General features: G+C 37.4%; 22 protein-coding genes. 4 read left to right on the forward strand and 18 right to left on the reverse strand.

All coding sequences use genetic code 11. The annotated features are described in order from the left end of the window. Positions 1–10: 10 nt before the first annotated feature. The 8 genes from KUA55_RS15150 to KUA55_RS18585 form a co-directional block, all read right to left on the reverse strand. Positions 11–1,411, reverse strand: coding sequence for an MFS transporter (locus KUA55_RS15150; protein ID WP_218327231.1), 1,401 nt, complete (start codon positions 1,409–1,411; stop codon positions 11–13). A 165-nt stretch (positions 1,412–1,576) separates the two neighbouring features. Continuing rightward, positions 1,577–2,335: a DeoR/GlpR family DNA-binding transcription regulator gene (locus KUA55_RS15155; RefSeq protein ID WP_218327232.1), complete on the reverse strand. Its 759-nt coding sequence runs from the start codon at positions 2,333–2,335 to the stop codon at positions 1,577–1,579. A 149-nt stretch (positions 2,336–2,484) separates the two neighbouring features. Next, entirely contained in the window at positions 2,485–3,201 is a 717-nt protein-coding gene (locus KUA55_RS15160) for a B3/B4 domain-containing protein (protein ID WP_218327233.1), read from the reverse strand. Between the two features lie 435 nt (positions 3,202–3,636). After that, positions 3,637–4,089, reverse strand: a complete 453-nt coding sequence (locus KUA55_RS15165; RefSeq protein ID WP_218327234.1) for a MarR family winged helix-turn-helix transcriptional regulator — start codon at positions 4,087–4,089, stop codon at positions 3,637–3,639. Between the two features lie 111 nt (positions 4,090–4,200). Next, complete coding sequence (locus KUA55_RS15170) at positions 4,201–5,274, reverse strand: NADH:flavin oxidoreductase/NADH oxidase (RefSeq protein ID WP_218327235.1); 1,074 nt, start codon at positions 5,272–5,274, stop codon at positions 4,201–4,203. Positions 5,275–5,286: 12 nt separating this feature from the next. Then, positions 5,287–6,237: an alcohol dehydrogenase catalytic domain-containing protein gene (locus KUA55_RS15175; RefSeq protein ID WP_218327236.1), complete on the reverse strand. Its 951-nt coding sequence runs from the start codon at positions 6,235–6,237 to the stop codon at positions 5,287–5,289. Positions 6,238–6,360: 123 nt separating this feature from the next. Next, positions 6,361–6,726 (reverse strand): hypothetical protein, encoded by a 366-nt coding sequence (locus KUA55_RS15180; RefSeq protein WP_218327237.1) that lies wholly within the window; start codon positions 6,724–6,726, stop codon positions 6,361–6,363. Position 6,727: 1 nt separating this feature from the next. Then, on the reverse strand, positions 6,728–6,859 hold the full coding sequence (locus KUA55_RS18585) for a hypothetical protein (RefSeq protein ID WP_281419047.1): 132 nt from the start codon (positions 6,857–6,859) through the stop codon (positions 6,728–6,730). A 454-nt stretch (positions 6,860–7,313) separates the two neighbouring features. Here KUA55_RS18585 and emtA point away from each other — a divergent pair, with 454 nt between their 5' ends. Genes emtA through emtC form a run of 3 tightly spaced genes read left to right on the forward strand, consistent with a single transcriptional unit; the run spans position 7,314 to position 9,531 of the window. Next, positions 7,314–8,036 (forward strand): metal ABC transporter ATP-binding protein EmtA, encoded by a 723-nt coding sequence (gene emtA / locus KUA55_RS15185; protein WP_218327238.1) that lies wholly within the window; start codon positions 7,314–7,316, stop codon positions 8,034–8,036. Next, positions 8,033–8,704: a metal ABC transporter permease EmtB gene (emtB, locus tag KUA55_RS15190; RefSeq protein WP_218327239.1), complete on the forward strand. Its 672-nt coding sequence runs from the start codon at positions 8,033–8,035 to the stop codon at positions 8,702–8,704. Before emtA ends, emtB begins: the two co-directional genes overlap by 4 nt. An 8-nt stretch (positions 8,705–8,712) precedes the next feature. After that, complete coding sequence (gene emtC, locus KUA55_RS15195) at positions 8,713–9,531, forward strand: metal family ABC transporter substrate-binding protein EmtC (protein ID WP_218327240.1); 819 nt, start codon at positions 8,713–8,715, stop codon at positions 9,529–9,531. Positions 9,532–9,668: 137 nt separating this feature from the next. On the opposite strand, the gene KUA55_RS15200 is transcribed toward emtC, so the two are convergent. The 3 genes from KUA55_RS15200 to KUA55_RS15210 are packed head-to-tail and all read right to left on the reverse strand — an operon-like array spanning position 9,669 to position 13,034. Further along, the gene (locus KUA55_RS15200; protein ID WP_218327241.1) at positions 9,669–10,508 is read right to left on the reverse strand and encodes a class II fructose-bisphosphate aldolase; all 840 of its coding nucleotides are present in this window, start codon (positions 10,506–10,508) and stop codon (positions 9,669–9,671) included. Positions 10,509–10,526: 18 nt separating this feature from the next. Then, on the reverse strand, positions 10,527–11,609 hold the full coding sequence (locus KUA55_RS15205; RefSeq protein WP_218327242.1) for a zinc-binding dehydrogenase: 1,083 nt from the start codon (positions 11,607–11,609) through the stop codon (positions 10,527–10,529). 33 nt (positions 11,610–11,642) lie between these two features. Next, entirely contained in the window at positions 11,643–13,034 is a 1,392-nt protein-coding gene (locus KUA55_RS15210) for an MFS transporter (RefSeq protein WP_218327243.1), read from the reverse strand. A 316-nt stretch (positions 13,035–13,350) separates the two neighbouring features. Between KUA55_RS15210 and KUA55_RS15215 the strand changes: the two genes are divergently transcribed. Further along, the gene (locus KUA55_RS15215) at positions 13,351–13,980 is read left to right on the forward strand and encodes a hypothetical protein (RefSeq protein WP_218327244.1); all 630 of its coding nucleotides are present in this window, start codon (positions 13,351–13,353) and stop codon (positions 13,978–13,980) included. A gap of 149 nt (positions 13,981–14,129) precedes the next feature. Here KUA55_RS15215 and KUA55_RS15220 read toward each other — a convergent pair whose 3' ends face one another. The 7 genes from KUA55_RS15220 to kdpA all read right to left on the reverse strand — a co-directional run bounded on the left by KUA55_RS15220 (position 14,130) and on the right by kdpA (position 22,868). Continuing rightward, positions 14,130–14,384: a hypothetical protein gene (locus KUA55_RS15220; protein WP_218327245.1), complete on the reverse strand. Its 255-nt coding sequence runs from the start codon at positions 14,382–14,384 to the stop codon at positions 14,130–14,132. 137 nt (positions 14,385–14,521) lie between these two features. Continuing rightward, on the reverse strand, positions 14,522–15,244 hold the full coding sequence (locus KUA55_RS15225) for a DUF5131 family protein (RefSeq protein ID WP_218327246.1): 723 nt from the start codon (positions 15,242–15,244) through the stop codon (positions 14,522–14,524). Between the two features lie 64 nt (positions 15,245–15,308). After that, positions 15,309–15,998, reverse strand: coding sequence for a response regulator transcription factor (locus tag KUA55_RS15230; protein ID WP_218327247.1), 690 nt, complete (start codon positions 15,996–15,998; stop codon positions 15,309–15,311). 12 nt (positions 15,999–16,010) lie between these two features. Continuing rightward, the gene (locus KUA55_RS15235; RefSeq protein WP_218327334.1) at positions 16,011–18,578 is read right to left on the reverse strand and encodes a sensor histidine kinase; all 2,568 of its coding nucleotides are present in this window, start codon (positions 18,576–18,578) and stop codon (positions 16,011–16,013) included. A gap of 29 nt (positions 18,579–18,607) precedes the next feature. Continuing rightward, positions 18,608–19,132, reverse strand: a complete 525-nt coding sequence (locus KUA55_RS15240) for a potassium-transporting ATPase subunit C (RefSeq protein ID WP_218327248.1) — start codon at positions 19,130–19,132, stop codon at positions 18,608–18,610. Positions 19,133–19,149: 17 nt separating this feature from the next. Beyond that, a complete protein-coding gene (gene kdpB, locus KUA55_RS15245) occupies positions 19,150–21,180 on the reverse strand; it encodes a potassium-transporting ATPase subunit KdpB (protein WP_218327249.1) in 2,031 nt (676 codons plus the stop codon). Between the two features lie 14 nt (positions 21,181–21,194). Next, positions 21,195–22,868, reverse strand: coding sequence for a potassium-transporting ATPase subunit KdpA (gene kdpA, locus KUA55_RS15250; RefSeq protein ID WP_218327250.1), 1,674 nt, complete (start codon positions 22,866–22,868; stop codon positions 21,195–21,197). Positions 22,869–22,948 lie beyond the last annotated feature (80 nt).

Below are 22,948 nucleotides of genomic sequence, written 5' to 3' on the forward strand. Positions count from 1 at the left end.
ATAGTTAAATTTATTTGATTGAACTAATGATGGGTGTGACTAGTTGCTCCTTTGGGTCATCGATACTAATTTCCTCCACTGATTTCTTACGGGTTTCAATCCCGAAAATTGCTAGAATCAAGGCACAAAATCCTAAAGCACAGCCTAAAACAATGAACACAGTGGTGACACTATAATTGGTTAAAATCCAAGCAATAATGTAAGGGATTACAATTGCAACAATTCGACCAATCGAATTGGAAATACCTGAACCGCGCATCTTAGCTTTTGTCGGCCAAATTTCTGGTGCGTAAACTGCCGATGAAAAACTATTGTAAATATATAAAATAAAAATTAATAAAACACCAATAGCAATAATCCCAACTTCGGTTGTTTGTAAAGAATAAACATAGCCGAGTATAGCGATCAATAAAATCAAGCTGACCCCAAACCATTTACGGGGAAATTTATCAACAATTAAAGTTGAAACAAACACGCCACAAGGTGCTCCCAGCATGATTAAGGTGGTCATCAATAAAGATTTCGAAATATTGATACCACTATTGACGAAAATTGTCGGAATCCAAACTGTAATCGTATAAAGGGAAATATTCATCGCTACTAAAACCGTCGTTGCTACAATTGTCCGGATGCCTAAAGCCCCTTTGAAGAATGATCCAAACGAAATTTTTTTCTCTACCCTGTTGGATGAAGTTCCATTACTGTCAGTTTCTAAATTCAGTGACGCTCCTTTTTCTTTTTCAATCCGAGTGACAACTTTGGTCACAATTTCTTCAGCTCGAGCTTCTTGATTATTTTCAGCACACCAGCGTGGTGATTCATCTAAAAATTTAGAAACTAAAATCAAAATAATAAAGGAGGCCGCTGAACCAACCACAAACATCGTTCGCCAACCTAGCGTCGGAATAATTAAGAAACTGGCTGATGCGGCAATCAATGGCGATAAATTTCCTAAAAATGAAATCCGCGCCGACCATTTACCACGGACATTTGCCGGAATAAATTCAGTGAAGGAAGCATAACCAATCACGATGCCAGATCCCATCCCAATGCCCATCCCACCACGACAAACAATCAAGAAATAAATATTCGGCGAAAAGCTTGCTAGTAAAGAGAAAATCGCAAAAAGTAAAATGCTCAATTGGTAAGCTTTTTTTCGACCAAATCGATCACCAAAATTTCCACCAAACAAAGATCCGATGAAAAATCCGATCATCATAGCTGAAGAAAATGCCGCATTTAAATAATTATTTGACCAACCGCTGGCTACCAAATCGGCTAAAATTGAACTGCCGGAAGAATTCAAGAAACCATTAATCTGTAATCCAAAGCCGATAAGCAAAAATACTTGCCAGTGCCATCTGGAGATCGGCAGCTGATCCAACTTTTTACCAATGTCTCTACTGTTCATGATTGACCCTCCTGTTTGTTTACGCTTTCATTTGATATCTATATATTACTTCAACAAAACCAAACTGTCAATATAAACCACAAAATTTTCTTTGAAACAAAGATTAAATTTTAAAAACAAAAAAAGAACCAGTTTTATAACTAGTTCTTTTCTCGTATTTATTCTTTAAAAATGAACTTCAATCCCTTGCTCTTTGAAAAAGTTGCGCCATTCTTGATTTGGTCTTTTGTCGGTAATCACATGTTGGATTTGAGGGAATTCCGAAAGGTGAACAAAGGCTTTTTTATCAAACTTAGATTGATCAACTAATAAAACTACTTGATTGGCTTGCTGAATCATCCGACGTTTGATCCGTGATTCCACTTCATTAGTATCAGTAACTCCGGTTTCCAAGTCAATGCCTTTACAACTAATTAAGGCAACATCAACATTGTAATGTTGAATGGCTTGCTCAGTTAAATCTCCCTGTAGCGACAAAGTACGCTTATTTAATTCTCCCCCGGTTGATAGCACATTCACATTTGAAACCAACAATTCTTTCAAGGCTTCTGATGAATTTGTCACAATCATTAAATCATCACGATCTTTTAATAGCTTCATTGTTTCCATCACTGTTGAACTTGAATCGGCGTACATTGTATTAGTCGTTGCCAGTAGTTCTCTTGCTGTGATAGCGATCGCTTGCTTAGCTTCCATATTTTTTTCTGCCCGTTTATAAAAGGGGATATTGGAGACAGTCTCTTCAACATTTAAGATTGCGCCGCCATAAGTCCTCGTCAATACACCTTCTGACTCCAGCTTATCTAAGTCACGACGAATCGTTTCCTCAGTAACAGAAAATTTTTGACTTAGATCAGCGACAGATACTTTTTTTTCATTTAGCAATAATTGTTTAATAATAATAATGCGGTCTCTTCCAGCCATATGACTCCCTCCTTTTTCTTTGTTTCATTTTAACATACAGTCAATAACAAAAAAAGGATAAAATCTTCGAAACAGACTTTTTATCTTTGTTTTATCAGAAAAACCCAAAAAAATGTTGTTTTAATATAATGATTTATACATTGTAAAGCCTATTCTATTAAGGTTGCTGACGGATTTCCGGCTGTCAAAGTAATGATTTGACTATCAATAGAAAAATACGAGTCAATCTTCTTTTTAAGCTCTTGAACCGCTTGATTAGCTCTTTCAGCTTGTTCTTGATTGATCGATTCCAAGACTAAAACGGCATCTGTTGTCTTTTCCAATAACATAGTTCTTTGGGCCTCTCGCCAATTTAAACAACGACAAACAGCACCTGTTTGATCATAATAAATGATTTCTTCTGGTAATGCCGGGGCATCTTTATCCGCGCCTAACGGAAAGAATGATTCGCCCCCTTGCGCTTTCCCTAAGATTAAATCACCATCAATTGCTTCAAGATCTTCACCGCCAGCTGGCACAGCAAATTCTAAAGATATACTATTGTAAATATCTACCAATGGATTAATCGGTTCAAACTCACGACCTTGACTTGCTCTCTTTAGCAAAGCTTCAATTGATGATCGAGCGCCTTTTTTAGTCTTAAATTGACTAAATGCTTCCCGCCACAGAGCAATTACTTCATTTTGACTAAAAACATCGGCTGTTAAAAATTTTTGACTTTCTTTAACTGCCTCTGCCAACATGTTCTTGAAGTCATCATATTTCTCATCTACAACCTGATTATTTAAACCTTTTGCAATTACTACTTGAATTTGTGCCGTTGGAAAAATCTCCCAAAAGTCTTTTGTAACAATGATTTTTTTCATATAATTTTTTCTCCTTGGTCTAATATTCGATATTTTTTGTAAATATGATTAGGCAGATCAATTGCCGTTGACAAGCTAATAATTGATATCTCCTGCTCTTCGACTATTTCTTCCACCTTTTCCCATAGCAACAAAACGAAATCAATTCTTCAAGAGTTCTCTGAAATAAATATTTCAGCAATTTCTAGACGATTATGGAGTCTTTTCTTTAGATCTTTATGATCATACTTAATTTTTAAATAACCTATAATTTGTCTATCAATTTTTATTAAATAAAATAGAGTGCCAGGACAATTCAGTTCTCTTTGCAAGTTTTGATATAGATATTGTTTTGTAAATCTGCTTAATTTAGTAAGTTTATCTTTTTCTTTTACATATGTTAACTGCATTTGATATATATTTAAAAAGGTTTCCTTCGTGGCTAATGATAGTTGTTTAATACGTTCGTTTGCCTCCTTTTTTGACATATTCCCAATCAGCTTCGACATTTTTTTTAACCATTGCCATTAGCCGAGCCAATTCGGCAATTTCTATTGCTGATAAATTTTGCAACGCCATTTGGTTGGAATAGTTGTTTTCTCTTAAAATGAAGGCTGCAGCTGCTTGTCCCTGATCAGTTACATATAAACGTTTGATCTTTTTATTTTCAGGATCATTCTTTTTTTCAATAAAATCATGATTCTCTAACTTTGAAATGGCCCGAGCCGCAGTCGTTCGATCGACTTTGATTAACTCAGCTAATTGGTCAGGAATAATCCCAGGTTGTTCAGCAATGCGCACCAGATATAAATATTGCCCACGGGTTAAATCAAATTGCTTAAATTCAATATTGGCAATGCCATCTAATGAACGGGCAATCACTCCTATTTCCCTTAAAATATCTGTCAAAATTTTACCTCCTGAATTGAATATTCACAGCTTATCTTATTTTTATTGCAAATGCAACAATTTCCATAATAAATAGAACCACTTGAAAACTTCTCTTCAAGTGGTCTAAATTTATTTAGCGTCACCAAATTGTTTACGCTCAGCAACATTTTTCATTTGCCCTCTTTGGTAAGAATGATTGTATACTTTAAAACCATGATCGTGTAAATCATTGGCTGCTTCGGCTAACCAATTAGGATTGCGAAGTAATTCTCGACCTAATACAACTAAATCGGCTTGTTGATTTTCCACAATATATTCACACATTCCAGGATCACTTAGCAAACCAACAGTGGCTACAGGAATAGTGACGGCTTCTTTCATCTTTGTCGCAAAAGGTGTTTGATAACCGGCGTGAATCGGGAAATTGGGTTGGCGATCTAATAATCCGCCAGTGGAAATATCTAAACAATTAATTCCTGCTTGTTCCAGCCATTGACCAATTTGTTGAAAATCTTCAATGCTATTTTGCTCTTTTGGGTCAGCATAATTTGTTAGTGATAAACGAATCCATAAAGGACCTTGATAAATCGCCCGAACCCTTTCTACCACTTCCTTGACAAAACGATAACGGTTTTCTAAGCTGCCGCCATACTGATCGGTTCTTTGATTCGTCAACGGTGATAAAAACTGATCCATTAAGTAACCGTGAGCCCCATGTAATTCGATCATATCCACTCCAGCAGAAACTGCTCGTTGGACCGCGTCAACAAAAGCCTGCTCCACTGATTGAATCTCATCAAGAGTCATTTCATTTGGTGTCGCAAATTCTTCGTTGTAAGCAATTGCACTAGGTGCCAACGGATAATCGGCATCTTCGGCTTTTCGCCCAGCGTGATTTAATTGTAAACTCACTTGGCTGCCTAAATAATGTAATTGATCAACTAATTTTTTTAATTCCATTTTTTGTTGATCGTTCCATAAACCTAAATCTTGGCTTGAGATTCGACCGTCTGGAGTCACGCCAGTCGCTTCAATAATTATTAAACCCACTTGACCAATCGCTCGCGCACCATAATGACCAAAATGAAAAGGAGTGACAACACCATCTTGTTTTTTGACTTCATACATACACATTGGCGACATCACTACTCGATTTTTTAAGTTCAGACCGGCAATTTCGACTGGAGATAATAATAAAGACATTTAGTTTTCCTCCTAATTTAAAATAATAGTTTTTCCAAAGCTTTTTTGACTTTCCAGATATTCATGGGCAAGACGCACTTCTGATAATTTAAAAACTTTTTCTGGTTGAATGGTTACTCGGAATTCTTCAATATAATCCAAGAGCTGATTTAATTTTGGGCTGGACACATCTCCAGAATAAAAACCCGTTAAATAACCACCATTTGTATCCATAATTGGATCAAACTCTTCTAAATACCATTTTCCACCTAGTAGGCCTGTATTACAAATAATACCTGCTAATAAAAGATGCTGAAAGCTATTTTTTATGGTAGCGGGGCCGATTAATTCAAATATTTTATCAAAGCTTGCTTCTGTTTGTAATTTTCCATCTTGATCTTCAATAACTGTATCAAAGCCTGCTTTTAATAGCTGTTCTTTTTTCGTCAAACTACGAGTTGTCCCACAAATCTCTATTTGCGGAAATTGTGCTTTAACCAAATTTAAAAAAGCAAGCCCAACACCACTAGTGGCACCTCGCACTAAAATCGAATCGGTTTCTTTAATGTTTAATCTTTTCATTGAGCCAAAAGCTGTAAAATAAGTTTCAGGAATTGTTGCTAATATTTCCCAAGGCAACCTTGTATTCACTGGGTAAATTTGCTGGTTTGGCAGCAAAACATATTCTGCGTAACTGCCGTCAAAATCGCGACCCATTTCTCCCATAATCGAAATAACTGTTTGACCGATAGGTAATTTTGCTTCATCTGTTGTTTCAACGATCACACCCACTGCCTCAATGCCTAAAATTCTGGGGAAAGAGACACTAGGTGACAAACCTTGACGAGTAAAAATTTCTGAGTGATTGATGCCAAAACCTTTTACTTGAACCAAACTCCAGCCAGCTTTAACTTTAGGTTTTTCTACATCCGTATAAATCAATTTCTCCGGTCCACCAGCTTCATATACAACAATGGCTTTCATCTAAATTCCTCCAATTCAAACTTTTTTTCGATACTATTCAATAAAATCGTCACAAATACACATAACACAACCGTAGCTAAGGTACCCCAAATCATTTTAACTATACTCTGTGTCCGTAAACCATCAAACAAAATGGTTCCTAATCCACCAGCATTCATTTTGGATCTTTAAAGGATCAATTTCTTTTAAACCCGTAGTAAACGTCCGCGATAAAATGGATTCACTATATAAGGTTAACACAATGATGGCTGTGACTTTACCCAAACCGCTAATCGGAATCAGCAAAGCAAAAAAAAGCATAGCTTGGAATCGAGTACAATGCTGAAAAAAATAGTTTATACTTGCTAGTCCTTTAGGTCGTTGTAAAAATAATAAAATCAACACTATCGCCAATACTAAATCTAAAAATAGTGAACTTAAAACCAAATGAGTATGTTGCCAAAGAGCTAACAATAAATCTGAATGGAAATCATTCCAATAGTTAAGCATATTACATCCCCCGCCAAATTTCTGCTTCTTGATAAACCGTGTCCAATAATTTTTTTACAAAAGCATCATTGGGATGAGCAATTATTTCTGAAGGTGTAGCAAATTGACATATTTTCCCTTGATTCATGATCATGACTTTATTTCCTAGAAGAAAAGCTTCGTTGATGTCGCTCATAATGTAAAGGTTGATAAATTAATGCCGTCAAACTTGCATTACTTAGACTGATTTCATTTACCAATAATATCATCTTTAAACCAATTAAACTTTGAAAAATCCAAATCACACTTCTATATTTTAAAAACTTATTTCTATGTACTTTTGTATTCTGCAACCAACTTACTCACTTAATCTACGTCCTTAAAAAATAATTCACACTTCAAAATACTACAGTAAAAAAACAGATATTATATTTTCCCTCAGCAAAAAAATTGCTTTTTGTTTCATTTTAATAGATGATGTAAGGAGTTTCATGTTTAGTTTGCTAGTGTTTTACGTTTTATTTAAAAAACATGGAATTTAATCTATAAATTTCCATGCTGATATTTATTACACAGATTTTTATACTGTTATATTTTTAGGAGGCGCTATGATTGAATTAGTCAACGTATCAAAGAATTATCCAACCACATCCGCTTTGAAAAATATTAACCTCTCTTTGACGCCAGGAGAAATCGTCGGCATCGTTGGAAAAAGCGGCTCAGGAAAGTCGACTTTATTGCGTCTACTAAATCTGATGGAATCACCTAGTGAAGGAAGCATTCTAATCGATGGTATTGATAGCCGAACTTTTACAAAAAAGGACCTCCGCCATCAGCAGCAACAAATGGCACTCGTTTTTCAAAATTTTAATCTGTTAGAGAACTTGAACGCTTATGACAATGTCGCTTTACCTTTAAAATTATTGAAGAAAAAGCAGCATGAAAAAGTCCGACAGCTCCTCACCTTTGTGGACATGAGTCACAAGGCTGCAGCCTATCCCGCCCAATTATCTGGTGGAGAAAAGCAGCGGGTTGGAATCGCACGAGCATTGAGTCGAACACCTAGTTGGTTATTTTGTGATGAAGCGACTAGTTCTTTAGATGAAGAAAATACCGCTAGTGTCGTCAGTTTATTGAAAAAAACGCATCTAGAATTTCGACCGACGATCGTCTTTGTTAGTCACGAGCTTCAGACTTTAAAAAGTCTTTGTCAACGGATTTTAGTCTTAGAAAATGGTCGTTTGATTGGAGATTTCCAAAACAATCCCCAACAATTTCCTGTTGAAACTCTAAGCTACCTTGAAAAAGTCGAAAGGAGTTTACTGCCATGAACTTCTTGGAAAAATTGGTGGCAAATTGGCCTGCTTTACTGACTGGGTTACAGGAGACTGGTTTGATGATGCTAATTTCACTATTTTTTTGCTTGATCATTGGTCTTCCGCTTGGTTTAGGGTTGTTTTTAGTCAATCCTAAAGTAAAAAGACAGCCTCCACTTTTTTATTGGCTGTTTAACTTTATCGTGACCATGATCCGCTCCTTTCCTTATTTATTACTTGTGATCGCTTTGATTCCAGTGACCCGCTCGATTTTGGGGAAAGCATTCGGTCCGATTCCTTCAGCAGTTCCATTAAGTATTGTTGCCATCGCAATTTTTGCTCGCTTAGTTGAACAAGTCTTATTGGATCTACCAGCAGAAATATCTGATTTGGCTAATTCTTTAGGCACCTCAAAATTACAATATATTTGGCATTTTCTATTAGTCGAAGCTCGTAGTGGGTTAGTTTTAGCCTTTACGACAACAACCGTTAGTCTGATTTCTTACTCAACAGTAATGGGGATTGTTGGCGGTGGTGGAATCGGTGATTTTGCGGTTCGAGTTGGTTATCAACGATACGAGTACGGCATTATGTATGTGGCGATTGTGATCATGATTACTTTAGTTTTTATTTTACAAATGCTTGGCAATACCCTTGCCCAAAAACTAGACAAAAGAAAGTAGGAGAAAAAATGAAAAAAATTTATTTTGTGTTGTTAGCTATTGTATCGGGAGTTATTTTAAGTGCTTGTGGGGAAAGTAAACAAACTGAACAAAAAGAGAATAAAGAAATCACGGTGGCTGTGCAATTAGAGTCAGCTAAGGATATTTTAGAAATCGCCAAAGAGACAGCGGAAAAACAAGGCTACCAGATTAATATTATGCAAGTCAATGATAATGTTGCTTATAATGACGCAGTGCAGCATGATGAAGCAGATGCGAACTTTGCCCAGCACGTTCCTTTCATGGAAATGTTTAATGAAGAAAAATCTGCCGATTTAGTTGCTGTCCAACCAATTTATTACTTTACTGGCGGCTTTTATTCAAAAGACTATCAAAAACTCGCTGATTTACCAGAAAATGCTAAAGTTGGCATTCCCAGCGATCCAACAAACGAAGGTCGAGCACTTGCTATTTTGAATGAAAATGGCCTAATCAAATTAAAGGCTGGAACTGGTTACAATGGCACTGTTGCTGATGTCGTTGAAAACCCCAAAAATATCACCTTTGAACAGATTGACTTATTAAATTTAGTACAGGCCTATGATGAAACTGATATTGCTATGGTTTTTTGTTATCCTTCTTATTTAGAACCTGCTGGCTTGACGACTAAAGATGCGATTTTACTTGAAGATGAGCCAGCAAGTGAACACTATGCTTTACAGCTCGTTACGCGAGAAGACGAAAAAGACAGTCAAAAAATCAAAGTCTTAAAAGAAGCAATGACTACAAAGGAAGTGGCTAATTATATCAAAGAACATTCTGGTGGTGCCAATGTGCCAGCCTTTTAACCTTAAATAATTATCGCGCGCAAGCTAAGAAATTCTCGAAATTTTGTTAGTTTGCGCTTTTTTATAAAAAAAACGCAGACAATATTCTGTCTGCGTCCTACATATAAAGTTTCACAAATTCTTTTTACTAAACTATTTTAATAATTCATCTTTCCATCTGTTCCAAACAGCAAGATTTTTTCTTTTGCCCGTTGCTTCACTGCACCACGGACAGCTCTTTCTAATTCCAAGAAAGATTTGTCAGAGCTTTCGCGAACTGCGTCCATCGCTGCTAAACATAATTCAGTATGGATGTTGATTTTTGAAACACCTAGTGAGATGGCTTTTTTAATGTCTTCGTCGCCAATACAAGAAGCACCATGTAAAACAATAGGCACATCAACTAATTCACGAACTTTTTTCAATACGTCAAAGGCAATTTTTGGATCAGAAGAATATTCACCATGAACATTTCCGATGGCAACAGCTAATGAATCACAACCAGTCCGGTTAACAAATTCTGCCGCTTCATCTGGATTTGTATATTGATAAGCCGATAATGCTTCTTCGTAAACTGTTTCGTTGCCGACATGTCCTAATTCTGCCTCCACAGGAATTCCTAATGGATGGAAATAGTCCACCACTTCTTTGGTTAAACGAATATTTTCTTCTAACGGTTCTGCCGATGCATCTCGCATCACAGAATTCATACCATAATTGTAAGCATTTTGAACAATCTCCAAGCTGCGACCATGATCCCAGTGAGTAATTACTGGTACGCTGGCATTTTTAGCCATAGAAACCATCATTGGTGCAAATTCTTCAAAAATTGTGTTGCCAATAAAGCCAGTTCCAAATGAGATAATAATTGGTGCTTTAGTTTCCTCAGCAGCTTCAATAACACCCATTAACATTTCTGCGTTCCAGACATTGAAATGTGGAATTGCAAAACCATTTTCCTGGGCAGTTTCTTCCCAATATTTAATATTTGCTAACATAATTTATTCGCTCCCTTTTTAGTCTTCGTCGTCAAAATCGTATGTGAAAATAACTTTAATGGCCTCTTTTTTAGCCATTAGTTCAAACCCTTTTTCCCATTCAGATAAACCTAAACGGTGAGTAATCATTGGTTGCACCCGGATATCGCCTTTAGCTAACAAACGAATCGCATTGCGCCAAGTCGTTGAATCATACGCCATATGTCCGATAATACTGATAGCCCAAGTGGTAATATCGTTGATTGGATAATTAAATGGTTGGAATCCCATGCCGACCCGCACCACTTCACCATTTGGTCGAAGCATATCTATCGCTTGTTTCAACGCAATATTGGCACCAGAACATTCGATTACTAAGCCTAAATTATCTTTGCCACAAATTTCTTGGCAACGAGCCACCACATCTTCAGTTGAACCATTCACCACATGAGTAGCACCTAATTCTTTAGCGACTGCAAAACGAGTTTTGGTATCTTCTTCTAAACCAACTACCACGATATTCACGGCACCCATAATGCGCGCCATTTGAACAGAGAACAAACCTAATGGTCCAGTTCCCGTTACAACAACATCTTGTCCCGGTAAGAAACTTGAACGTTGCGCGATTGCTTTATAAGCATTACTAATCGGATCTAATACACAAGCATCTTCGTAATCAAGATTTTCAGGAATTTCCCAAAGAGCATGTTTGTGAATCCGTAAAATTTCCCCTGGTACTAAACAATATTTAGAGAATCCGCCGCCCCAAGTGTTGTTATCTAAGCCTAAATTGACCTTTTCTTTACAGGTTAAGAAATCACCTTTTTCACAGGATGGACAAGTGCCACAAACGTGAGCCGAGTTATCAGATACTACTCGCTGACCGACTTTCCAATCAACTACTTTGTCACCAACTTTTACAATATCACCAGCAAACTCATGTCCGCGAATCGAGTTGAATTCATCGGAACCATTTTCTACATTGTAATGTTTCATATCGGCACCACAGATAGCTGCGGCACGAATTTTAATTAAAATATCTTCTTCTCCCACTTCAGGAACTGGGACATCGATCAAGCGGTATCCGCCAAATTCTTTTCCGTATCTTGCTAAAGCTTTCATTAGTTAGACCCTCCAATTTTTATAATTAAACAATTAGTGACTGTTTTCCGAAGCCGGTGTAACTGAACCGATTTCTTCCACTGAGGCACTTCTTGTTTCGATACCAAAAACCATAATCACTACTGCAGTGACGACTGATACGCCACCTAATAATAAGAATACACCAGTCACGCCGGTTGTATTTAAGAAATAAGCAACCGCATAAGGAGCCAAGATACCACTAATTCGACCGACGGCATTGGCTAAACCTGAACCGCGAAGTTTTGCTGCAGTTGGCCAAATTTCTGGCACATAAACGGCTGAAGCGTAACATACATACATATAAACAAAAGTAATTAAGAAAAATCCTAAGATCGAAATCGTCGTAATACTAGTTTGTAATGAATAAACGTAGCCTAAAACGGCAATCAAGATTAACAAACCTGACCCCATAATTTTACGAGGAATCTTATCAATAATAAAGGTTGCAATGAAAATTCCAATCGGTGCTCCAAACATACTCATCGTATTCAACACAACCGAATCTTTTAAATCAATCCCTTGGGTTAAGAAAATCGTCGGCAACCAATTGATCAGGGTATACTGCACCACATTCATAGCAATTAAAACGAATGAGCCTAAGATAACCCGTTTCAATAATTCCCCTTTAAATAATTGTGAATAAGAAATTTGAACTTCTTTTTTTGGTGCTGACTCAGCAATTTCAACCGGTGGTAGAGGTTCACCTGTAGCAGCTTCCACACGGGTCTCGATATCAGACATAATTTTCTCTGCTTCGGCATATTTTCCTTGTGATTCCAACCAACGAGGTGATTCTGGAAAGCGCTTATATACGACTGCAAATAAAATCGTTGATAAGACTGCTGGAATCATAAATTGTACCCGCCAATTTAGTTCTGGTGCAATCGCTGGTGTAATGAACATCGCAATCGTCGAACAAATCGGATAAGACCAGTTCCCGATAAATGATGCTCGAGCTGACCATGTCCCGCGATTTCTTGAAGGCACATATTCAGTAAAGCCAGCGAATAATGTTACCAACAAAGCCCCTAAGCCAAATCCCATAATGACTCTGAAAACAATTAAGATCGTCATATTTGGTGATAATGCTCCAGCTACCATCGAAATAACATGAATCCCAACAAACAGTAAATAACTATTACGGCGACCAATCTTGTCACCAATGATTCCGCCAATTAATGCTCCGAAAAACATGCCCGCTGTTGTTAGTGAAGAAAAAATTGCACTGATATTATTATTAGTCCAACCAATCTCCGCTAACTGAGCTAAGACCAAGCCACCAATTGCGTTGCTCCAGCTGACTAACAAGCCAAAGGCCACCATCGCAAACAAACTCCACTGCACTTTACTTGTAGGCAAGCGATCAATTCGTGGCCCACAATTTGGTTTGATTTGATTATCCATAATTCCCTCCATTTTCTGTATTTAACAAACTGATGGTAAAAAGCGCTTCCAATGTTTTGACATCATGTTGTTTACAAGACAAAGTTTACGACATCCAAAGTTAGTTGTCAACATTTTTTTATTAAAACACAGAAATTAATGTGGTTTATAAAGAATTTATTTTAAGGAAACACAGGTTTTAGTTGGGAATTATTTTTTGAAAACAAAAAAATCAATTGCTTTTTCGCGATTGATTTTCGTCATTATTAATAAAAAAAATTATATTCAGAGATTTCCCCTTCTGCTATACTGAACAAAAAGAGCGGGAGTTATCTATATGAAGAAAATAAATCAAAACGTTTCAGCCATTGAATTTTTATGGCTAGCCCTTTATGCTTTTGCCGGCTTTAGTCTTGAACTGATTCAAGGTCTTTTAGGAAGCTTTTCTCAAGGAATCTCAAATTTGATAACCGCAATCTTGTGGACTATTGTCAGTGTCGGCTTAATCTATCTAGCCAGAACCAAATTTTCTTTTTTTATATTGGATGATCAACCTATCTTAAAAAAACAAAATCACTGGGCAGCGCTATGTTGTGTCGGGATTGTGATTGTGCTGACTACTTTTGGTTTTGGTGGTTTTAAACCTTGGATAGAGTTCACATCAGTGGGAAGTTTGGCTAATTATTTGTTACGAATTTTATATTATTTAGCTGAATCACTTTTGATATTATTGGCAATTGTTTTTGCACAAAGGTTTGCTGACATAAAATTTACTTTACCGGAATGGCTTCCTGCGGGAGGAGTTTTCTTGGCAATTACTTGGGGCTTGATTCATTTCTTTTTACAAGGATTCAGTGGTGGTCTATACGCGATTGCCTTTTCGTTACTTGCCGGCATGCTTTATCTTTTTCTGAAAAAAGATTTTCGTTGGAGTTATCTATACATTGCTTTGGCATTTATTCTATAGCTAATATTTGTTAAATAAAATAACTAATCACCAGTCAAAAATAATATATATTTTTTCTTTAACATGTATTGAGCTTATTCTCGTCTTCTTCGAGAATCTCCCACAATCGCAGCCAGCAAAACTAAGACTAAAACTAGCCAACCGCTTTTTTAAAAAAAGTGTAACTGAACAATTCTTTGTCCTGTTCGTGAAGAAACTTGATCTAATCTTGGTTGGTCGGGAAAATTTACCGGATTACTTGTGATGGCCGGCTGTGATTGCGGTTCTTTTTTATGCAGAAAATTCCTAATAACTTCTTTTTCTTCTGCAAAAACAACCTGCTGCACACTACCAAACATCAAATAAAACAGACTCAACCCCAGAAACAAGCATTTTCCCCAACACAGCAATACCTTTTTATTCATTTTTATCTCCCCTTTAAAAACTGCAATAACCTGCTATTTCCCCATATTTTAAAACTTTTTTATCATTAATTCTATTTTATTTTCAGGACTCTTTTAGAGCAGAAAATCTTTTCTAATTATTATTTATTTGAGACTTTTTAAAATAAAGGCGTTTCTCCTAATAAGTTTAAATTCATTGATTTTGCCAAAGAACTTTGTTTATAGGGATTCACCTTCTGCAAAACGCCGTCACAACGGAAACGTGAACCAGTATTTTTAAACCAAAAAGTTTTTTCATGATCTAAACATTGCTGGCGCAGTGCCAAGATCCAATCCAAATTACACTCCCGCGCTTCTTTTCCAGTTTCACCGCCAACAGAGACATGATCGATTTGATCAATGTAAGCTGTTAAATCAATCGGTCCCAAAAGTGGTGTACAAGCAACAAAACGACGTTTAATTGGTAACGACAAAAATTGTGGCAAACGCAAGTCTGCAAGAGTTTGATTTTCAACACTGACACCTAGATTGACATTCGTATATCCCTCACCCCAATCTGTTGGCAACGAAACTTCAAAACGATCGATTCGCTTAGTCAAAATCAAAAAATCTAAATCTGGTCGTTGGCGAATCATTTCCCAGGCATCTTTGCGCCAAGGGTCGGCTTCTGGTAAGAAAAAATCGGTCCCAAAACAAGTGGCAACAATTTTCCCACTGGCAATTTTTGGTTGATTATTTTTTTGAAGAGCGACAGGTTTGTTAAAATCAGGTGTTTTTACAATCTGGTTTTGTCCATATCGCTTTGAATATTTCCCATAAAAATAGCAATACGTACAGCCTATACTTTGCGGATAACAACCAGTCCAAGGTTCCCAATTCATCTCTATTCCCACCTTTTTGATTTTATTATAGCAAAAAAGCAGTAGCGAAATGCTACTGCTTTGATCATTTATCTTGATAATCCTTCAATCGATACCCCACCCCAATTTCTGTCATCAGGTATTTAGGAGATAAAGTATTTTCTTCGATCTTTTTTCGTAGATTGGACATATTGACTCTTAAAGTTTGCGGATCACCTTGATAAGGCCCCCAGATCTCAGTCATTAAACTTTCGTAAGTCACAACTTTGCCTAATTCTCTAAAAAGTAAGGATAAAATACGGAATTCATTTTTTGTCAGATGGACTTCTTGTTCGTCACGATAAAATAATTGTTTATCTAAATCAATTTTCAATTTGCCATTTTCAATAATTGGTGAAGTTACTATTTGTTTATTTTTATGACGCAAGGCGGTTCGAATGCGAGCCATTAATTCATTGGTGCCAAAGGGTTTAGTGACATAATCATCTGCGCCCAAATCTAAGGCAGTTACTTTTTCAGTCTCGTTATTGCGAGCTGAAATGATAATTACTGGTAAGATCATCCGTTTGCGAATAATTTTTAATAATTCGATGCCATCGATGTCCGGCAAACCTAAATCTAACAAAACCAAATCAAAATTTTCTGTTTGAAAAGCCGTCAAGGCGGTCATGCCATTTTCAGCGATGGTCAGTTGATAGTCTGCTTTTTCTAGCACGACTGTCATGAAATCTGTTATATTTTCATCATCTTCAATCAATAATATTTTTGCTTTCAAAAGTCCACCTCCTTAGTCGGGTAAATAAATTTTAACAATGGTTTTATTATTTTGATTATCTAAGGCTAATCTACCGCCATGAGCATGAACAATCGTTTTAACGATGCTTAGGCCAATGCCCAACCCATTTTTTGAATCTACCGGTACTTCAGCTTCCGTGGTTAAATTATTTTGAATTTTTTGAAATTGACTCAAAGGAATTTCTCCGCTATTTTCGATTTCAAAGACAGTGTTTCCCTCTGCTTGATAAACCTTTAAATCAACTGGCTGTTTCGGTGTACCATGACGAAAAGCATTTTCTACTAAATTAAATAAAGCTTGCTCCATCAATATCGGATCAACCTCAATAAAAATTAAATCTGCCGGTAAATCGACGACTAGTTTTTCAGCTGGGTAGACTTTTTGAACATGTTGATATACTGCTTCTACCACTTCTTCTAGCGGCTCGGCATTTTTTTTAACGGCCATCGTATCCATGTTGATGCGGGTAATTGATAATAGATTTTCCACCATTCGAATCAGCCATTGAGATTCTTCTTGAATATCTTGTAATAATTTTTGGCGGGTGCCAGTTTGTAAGTCACTGCCGTTTTCTTTTAAGGTTTCAGCAATACCAGAAATGGCGGTTAAGGGTGTCCGTAAATCGTGAGAGACTGCCCGCAATAAATTGCTGCGAACCTTTTCCCGCTCATTTTCTAGTTCGATCTGTTCCTTTTGATTTTTTAATTGGGCTTGTTCTAAAACTACGGCTAATTGAGTCAAAATTAATTTCAAATAATTCAATTGGTTATTTTCCAACGGTAGACTAGCATTGCGCAAAATACCTAAGACTGCCAATGTTTGACCACTCGCCACAATCGGTAAATAAAAACCTTTCGCACCGATCAATGTATCGGTACCATTGCCAGCCTCTTTTTGATTTTTAGCACTCCAAAAAGCAACTGCTGATTCATCTGAATTGGCTAAAAGGTGATTTTTTTCTCCACTGGCATGTTGTAATCGGCCTAATTCATCATAAATCGCTACACCTCGTTTTAACCAACGAGCTAAGTATGTAGCGGTGATTTCAAAAATTTGCTGCTGATTATCAGCCACCACATATTGTTTATTCAACTCATACAAGATTTCCATCTGATGTTCTTTTTCTTTGGCACTATCGGCTTGTTTTTTCAAACGAACCATCAAATTACTAATCATCAAAGCAACAACAAACATAATCACCAAAGTAATCGGATAACCTTGCTTGTAAACTGTCAAAGAATATAATGGCTCCACGAAAAACCAGTTAAAAGACAAGACACTCAATATTGATGACAAACCGCTCCAAAAATAGCCGCTTGTTAGCCGAGCCACCAAAAGTACGAAGAATATATACACTAGCATCAAATTTTGATCGCCCACATGCAAATACTGCATAAATTCGGTGACTAAAGTGGCCAAAATCACACCAACAATCGCCACACCAAAATCTTTTCCGCCACCTTCAATGATCTTTTTAGGAATCTCCCAAAAAACACTGCGTTTTTCTTTATAAGGAATTAAATGCAGCTCGGTATCATCTAGGCGTTTTAGTAAACGATCTTCCCATTCTTCCGAGAACAGCTTATAATACCACGGTGTTCGTAAGTTTTTACCCATAATAATATCGGTAATACCTGCTAATTTAGCATACTCCACTACCGTTTCAAAGCTATCTTCCTCTTCAATGGTGACCACTTCTGCTCCTAGTTTTTCAGCTAAGGGTAGCTCACTGATACTATCGGATTGATGGCGAATTTGAATGACAATCCATTCAGCACCCAGACCTTGCGCCAAGCGTGCCGTCCAACGGATACATTTTTCCGCCATTCTAGGGTAATTGTCTGACACAACCGCCAACAACTTGTTTTGCATGCCACTAGTTTTACCACGGACTCGATTGATATGATCAGATGCCCGCTGAATCGCCAATCCCCTCAGTTGATCAAGTTTTTGGGGAATAAAGAAATTTTGTAGCGCCCGCTTGGCATTTTCATCGGCATAAATTTTACCTTGCTCCAAACGTTCGATTAATTCATCCGGCTCTACATCAATCACTCTCAAAGTCGCTTGCTGGAAAAAAGTATCCGGCACAGTTTCTTTAACTTCTATACCTGTCACTTCCGAAACAATATCATTCAAGCTTTCAATATGTTGCACATTGACAGTAGTAAACACATCGATTCCTGCCTGCAACAATTCTTCAATGTCTTGATATCGTTTACGGTTCCGCGAGCCTTCCGCATTACTGTGAGCCAATTCATCAATCAAAACTACATCTGGCGCCGTTTGAATTAGATAATCGATATCAGGTTCTTTCAAAGTTAAGTCTTTGTATTGGTAGTGTTTTAGCGGCGCTTGTTTTAATCCTTTTAGTAAAGCATTAGTTTCTGGTCGATCATGGGGTTCAATATAACCCACCACCACATCTTTTCCCAATAAAACTAATTCATGGGCTTCTAGCAACATGCTATAAGTTTTACCAACTCCGGCCGCAAAGCCAAAGAAGACCCGCAATTTCCCACGATTGGCGTCGCCGCGTTTAAAATTTTCTTGTGTCATTTCTGCCATCTTCAGCAAACGCCTTTCTACTAAATTAATTCATCCAGCGCGAGATTTAACTGTAAAACATTGACAAATTCACGACTGGAGAACCAATCTTTTTCCGCTGTTTCATTTATTATAGCATGAATTTTTTGCGGATTAATTTGTCGGGCTTTCGCGATTCGTTCGACTTGAAAGTTAGCGGCAGCCAAGCTAATATCTGGATCAACACCACTTGCAGAAGCAGTAACTAAATCATTCGGAACTTGTGTTTCAGTTGGGTTTTCCGCCAATAATTTTTCTTTTCTTTGGCGAACATGATCTGCTTGCTCTTTAGAGATTGGTGATAGCTGGCTAACATCACTGCTACGTCCAGAAAAATATTTGGTCTCGAAGAAATCTTGCCCCACCAAACTTGAACCCACGACTTGTTCCTCACGAGTGACCGAACTACCATTGGCTTGATGGTTAAAAAATAACTGCCCGATACCAGTCACTAATAAGGTATAGAGACCGCCAAACAAAATGACGGCAAACAATAAAAAACGTAAGCTACTAAATATTTTGCTCATTTTATTTTTCCTTTCATTTATAAAATTATCAGCGAGAGCACTAGATCAATCATCTTAATGAAGATAAACGGTGCCACAATACCACCTAAACCGTAGACTAGTAAATTATGCCGTAGAATTTGACTGGCAGGTTTCTCTTGATATTTTACACCTTTTAAAGCTAACGGAATCAAGGCAACAATGATCACGGCATTATAAATGACCGCTGATAAAATAGCTGTTAATGGACTACCTAGTCCCATTATATTTAAAGCATTTAATTGCGGATAAATTCCGTAAAATAACACTGGGATGACCGCGAAATATTTGGCGATATCATTGGCAATACTAAAAGTCGTCAAAGCACCGCGAGTCATCAATAATTGTTTCCCAATTTGGACAACTTGCAACAATTTTGTCGGACTAGAATCTAAGTCAATCATATTTCCTGCTTCTTTTGCAGCTTGGGTACCAGTGTTCATCGCCATTGCAACATCTGCTTGAGCTAAAGCTGGTGCGTCATTAGTCCCATCACCAGTCATCGCAACTAAGTGACCTTTTTCTTGGTATTCACGGATTAAATCCATTTTATTTTCCGGTGTTGCTTCCGCCAAGAAATCATCCACACCAGCTTCTGCAGCAATTGCTGCTGCAGTCAACGGATTATCACCAGTGATCATGATAGTTTTGATCCCCATTTTACGCATATCGCCAAATTGTTCCTTAACACCATTTTTAACAATATCTTTCAAATAGACCACACCTAGAACTTGACCATTTTTCACCACTACTAAAGGCGTTCCGCCAGCACGAGCAATTTGATCAACAATTTCATCACAGGCGGCTGGATAGGTTTTTCCTTGAGCCGTTACATATTGCTTCATGGTATCGGCTGCCCCTTTACGGATTTCATCGCCACGATAATCAATACCACTCATACGGGTTTTGGCACTAAATTGAATCCAGTGAACTTCCGATTGCTGGAATTCTCGTCCGCGAATATCAAATTTTTCTTTTGCTAAAATTACAATGCTTCGTCCTTCCGCTGTTTCATCGGCTAAAGAAGACAATTGCGCAGCATCTGCCAATTCTTTTTCACTGACACCAGGAACCGGTAGAAATTCACTGGCCCGGCGATTCCCCAGTGTAATTGTTCCCGTTTTATCTAATAGCAATACGTCAACGTCACCAGCAGCTTCAATTGCTCGACCACTCATGGCAATGACGTTTTCTTTCGTTAATCGACTCATTCCTGCAATCCCAATCGAAGAAATCAAAGCCCCAATAGTTGTTGGTGCCAGACAAATCAATAAAGCAATCACGATAATACTAGATAAAGCTTGCCCATTTCCAGCTAACACGCTACTGAAATCAGTAAAAGGAATCAAGGTAATTGCAACAGTTAAGAATATTAAGGTTAAAGTAATCAGAAAAATTTGTAGCCCTAATTCATTAGGCGTTTTTTTTCGTTCGGTACCTTCTACCATTGCAATCATCTTATCTAAGAAAGATTGACCATTTTCAGAAGTCACCCGAATCACCAAATAGTCAGAAACTACTGTCGTCCCACCAGTTACCGCGCTACGGTCACCACCAGATTCGCGAATAACCGGAGCTGATTCACCAGTAATGGCACTTTCATCAACTGAAGCGGCACCCTCAACAACATCACCATCCGCTGGAATTTGTTCACTTGCTTGGACATAAACTAAATCACCTTTTTTTAAATCAGATGATTTTATTTCCGTGAAATTTTGATTTTGTATATCAGTTAAGTCGCTAATTTTATAGGTCATGACTTCTTTCTTGGCTTGTTTCAAGCTATCTGCTTGCGCTTTTCCGCGACCTTCTGCTACTGCTTCAGCAAAGTTAGCAAACAACAAAGTCAACCAAAGAAAGATAGTAATCGCGATACTAAACCACAAAGGAACGCCTGTCGGATAAAAACACAAAATTGTCGTTAAGATAGCACCCACATAGACGACAAACATCACTGGATTTTTAATTTGCTGGCGCGGATCTAGTTTTTTAAAAGCCTGACCAATCGCCCATTGATAAATTTTTTTCATCTCATTCACTCCATTTATAATGCAAAGTATTCAGCCAATGGACCGAGCGCCATCACTGGTAAAAAGCTCAAGGCACCAATCACCAAAATCACGATGACTAACATGCTAATAAAAGTCGGGCTAGTAGTAGACAATGTCCCTTCACTTAAAGCCGATTGTTTTTTGACACTCATATTTGCTGCTAAAAATAAAATCGCCGCCATTGGTAAATAGCGAGTCACTAACATCATAAGACTGCCTAACAAATTAACAAAAGTAGTGTCTGCTAAAAATCCGCTGAAGGCACTTCCGTTATTATTGGCTAAAGAAGTTGCGCCATATAATAATTCTGTAAATCCGTGGGGTCCAGCATTTGTTAACCAAGACAAGACGTCTGGATGTAAAACAAAAGCCATCGCACCAAACAACGTTAGCATTAACGGTGTCAAAATCACCAAACTCGCCATTTTTATATCAAAGACATTGATTTTTTTTCCTAAGTATTCTGGTGTGCGACCGACTAATAAACCAGCAATAAATACGGCTAATAATAAGAAAGCCAACATGCCGTATAATCCACTACCGACACCACCAAAAATAATTTCACCTAGCTGCATTAAGAACATCGGAATCGCACCCGCTAAAGGTGTAAAACTATCCATCATCGCATTTACCGAGCCATTGGAAGCCGCCGTAGTTACGACTGCCCACAAACTAGACCAACCTACACCAAAACGAACTTCTTTGCCTTCCAGGTTCATTTGACCGACAACATCGGCAAATTGAGGACCATAATATTCATTGATTAACACACCAATAAAGGCTAATCCTACGAAAATCGTCGCTGTAATTAAAATTGTCCGTCCCTGTTTCCAATCCTTCACCCAAAAACCAAAAGCAAAAATTAATGCCGCTGGAATCAATAAAATCGCCATATTTTCTACAAAGTTACTTAAAATTGTTGGATTTTCAAAAGGATGGGCTGCATTGGCTGCAAAAAAACCACCGCCATTAGTCCCTAATTGCTTGATCGCTACTTGGCTAGCGACTGGACCTAAAGTTAGAAATAAATCCTGTCCTGATAAACCAGTAAAACTCGTTCCGTCACTAAAACTTTGCACCACGCCTTGAGACATCAAGACAATCGCAAAAATAACTGACAAGGGTAAAAATAAATAAACTAAGCTACGGGTTAAATCTTGCCAAAAATTACCGATGAATTTTTTCTTTCGTTGAGTAATTCCACGAATCAATGCTGCTAAAACAGCTACTCCGACGCCTGCCGAAATAAAGTTTTGCACCGTTAAACCAAACATCTGACTAAAATGAGAGAGATCGGTCTCACCTGCATACGCTTGCCAGTTAGTATTTGTTACAAAGCTAGCAGCCGTATTGATGGCTAAATCCCACGGCATATTTTTGACATTTTCACCGCCAGGAAGCCAATGTTGCGTTACTAATAAGCCAAATAATAATAGTAAAGAGAAAAAACTCAAGCTTAACAGGTTAAATAAGTAACCTTTAGCCGACATTTCTTTTTGACTAGTTGGTCCGATTATTTTATACGTTAAATTTTCTAAAGGTCGCAAAAATCTAGCGAAGCGAGGAATTTTTCCTTGCAGTATCTCCTTAATGTACCAACCTAATGGCACTGCCAGAATCAATAATATAAAAAAGAAGAAAATTCCTTGAAAAATCAAGCCGCTCATAATTTTTCCCCCTTAAATAAAAACCAAAATAAATAGATCATTAATAATAAACTAACGACTGCTAAAAACAGCATCATTTT

It is taken from the genome of Enterococcus alishanensis, from assembly GCF_019218635.1.
Taxonomy (GTDB): Bacteria; Bacillota; Bacilli; order Lactobacillales; family Enterococcaceae; genus Enterococcus_A; species Enterococcus_A alishanensis.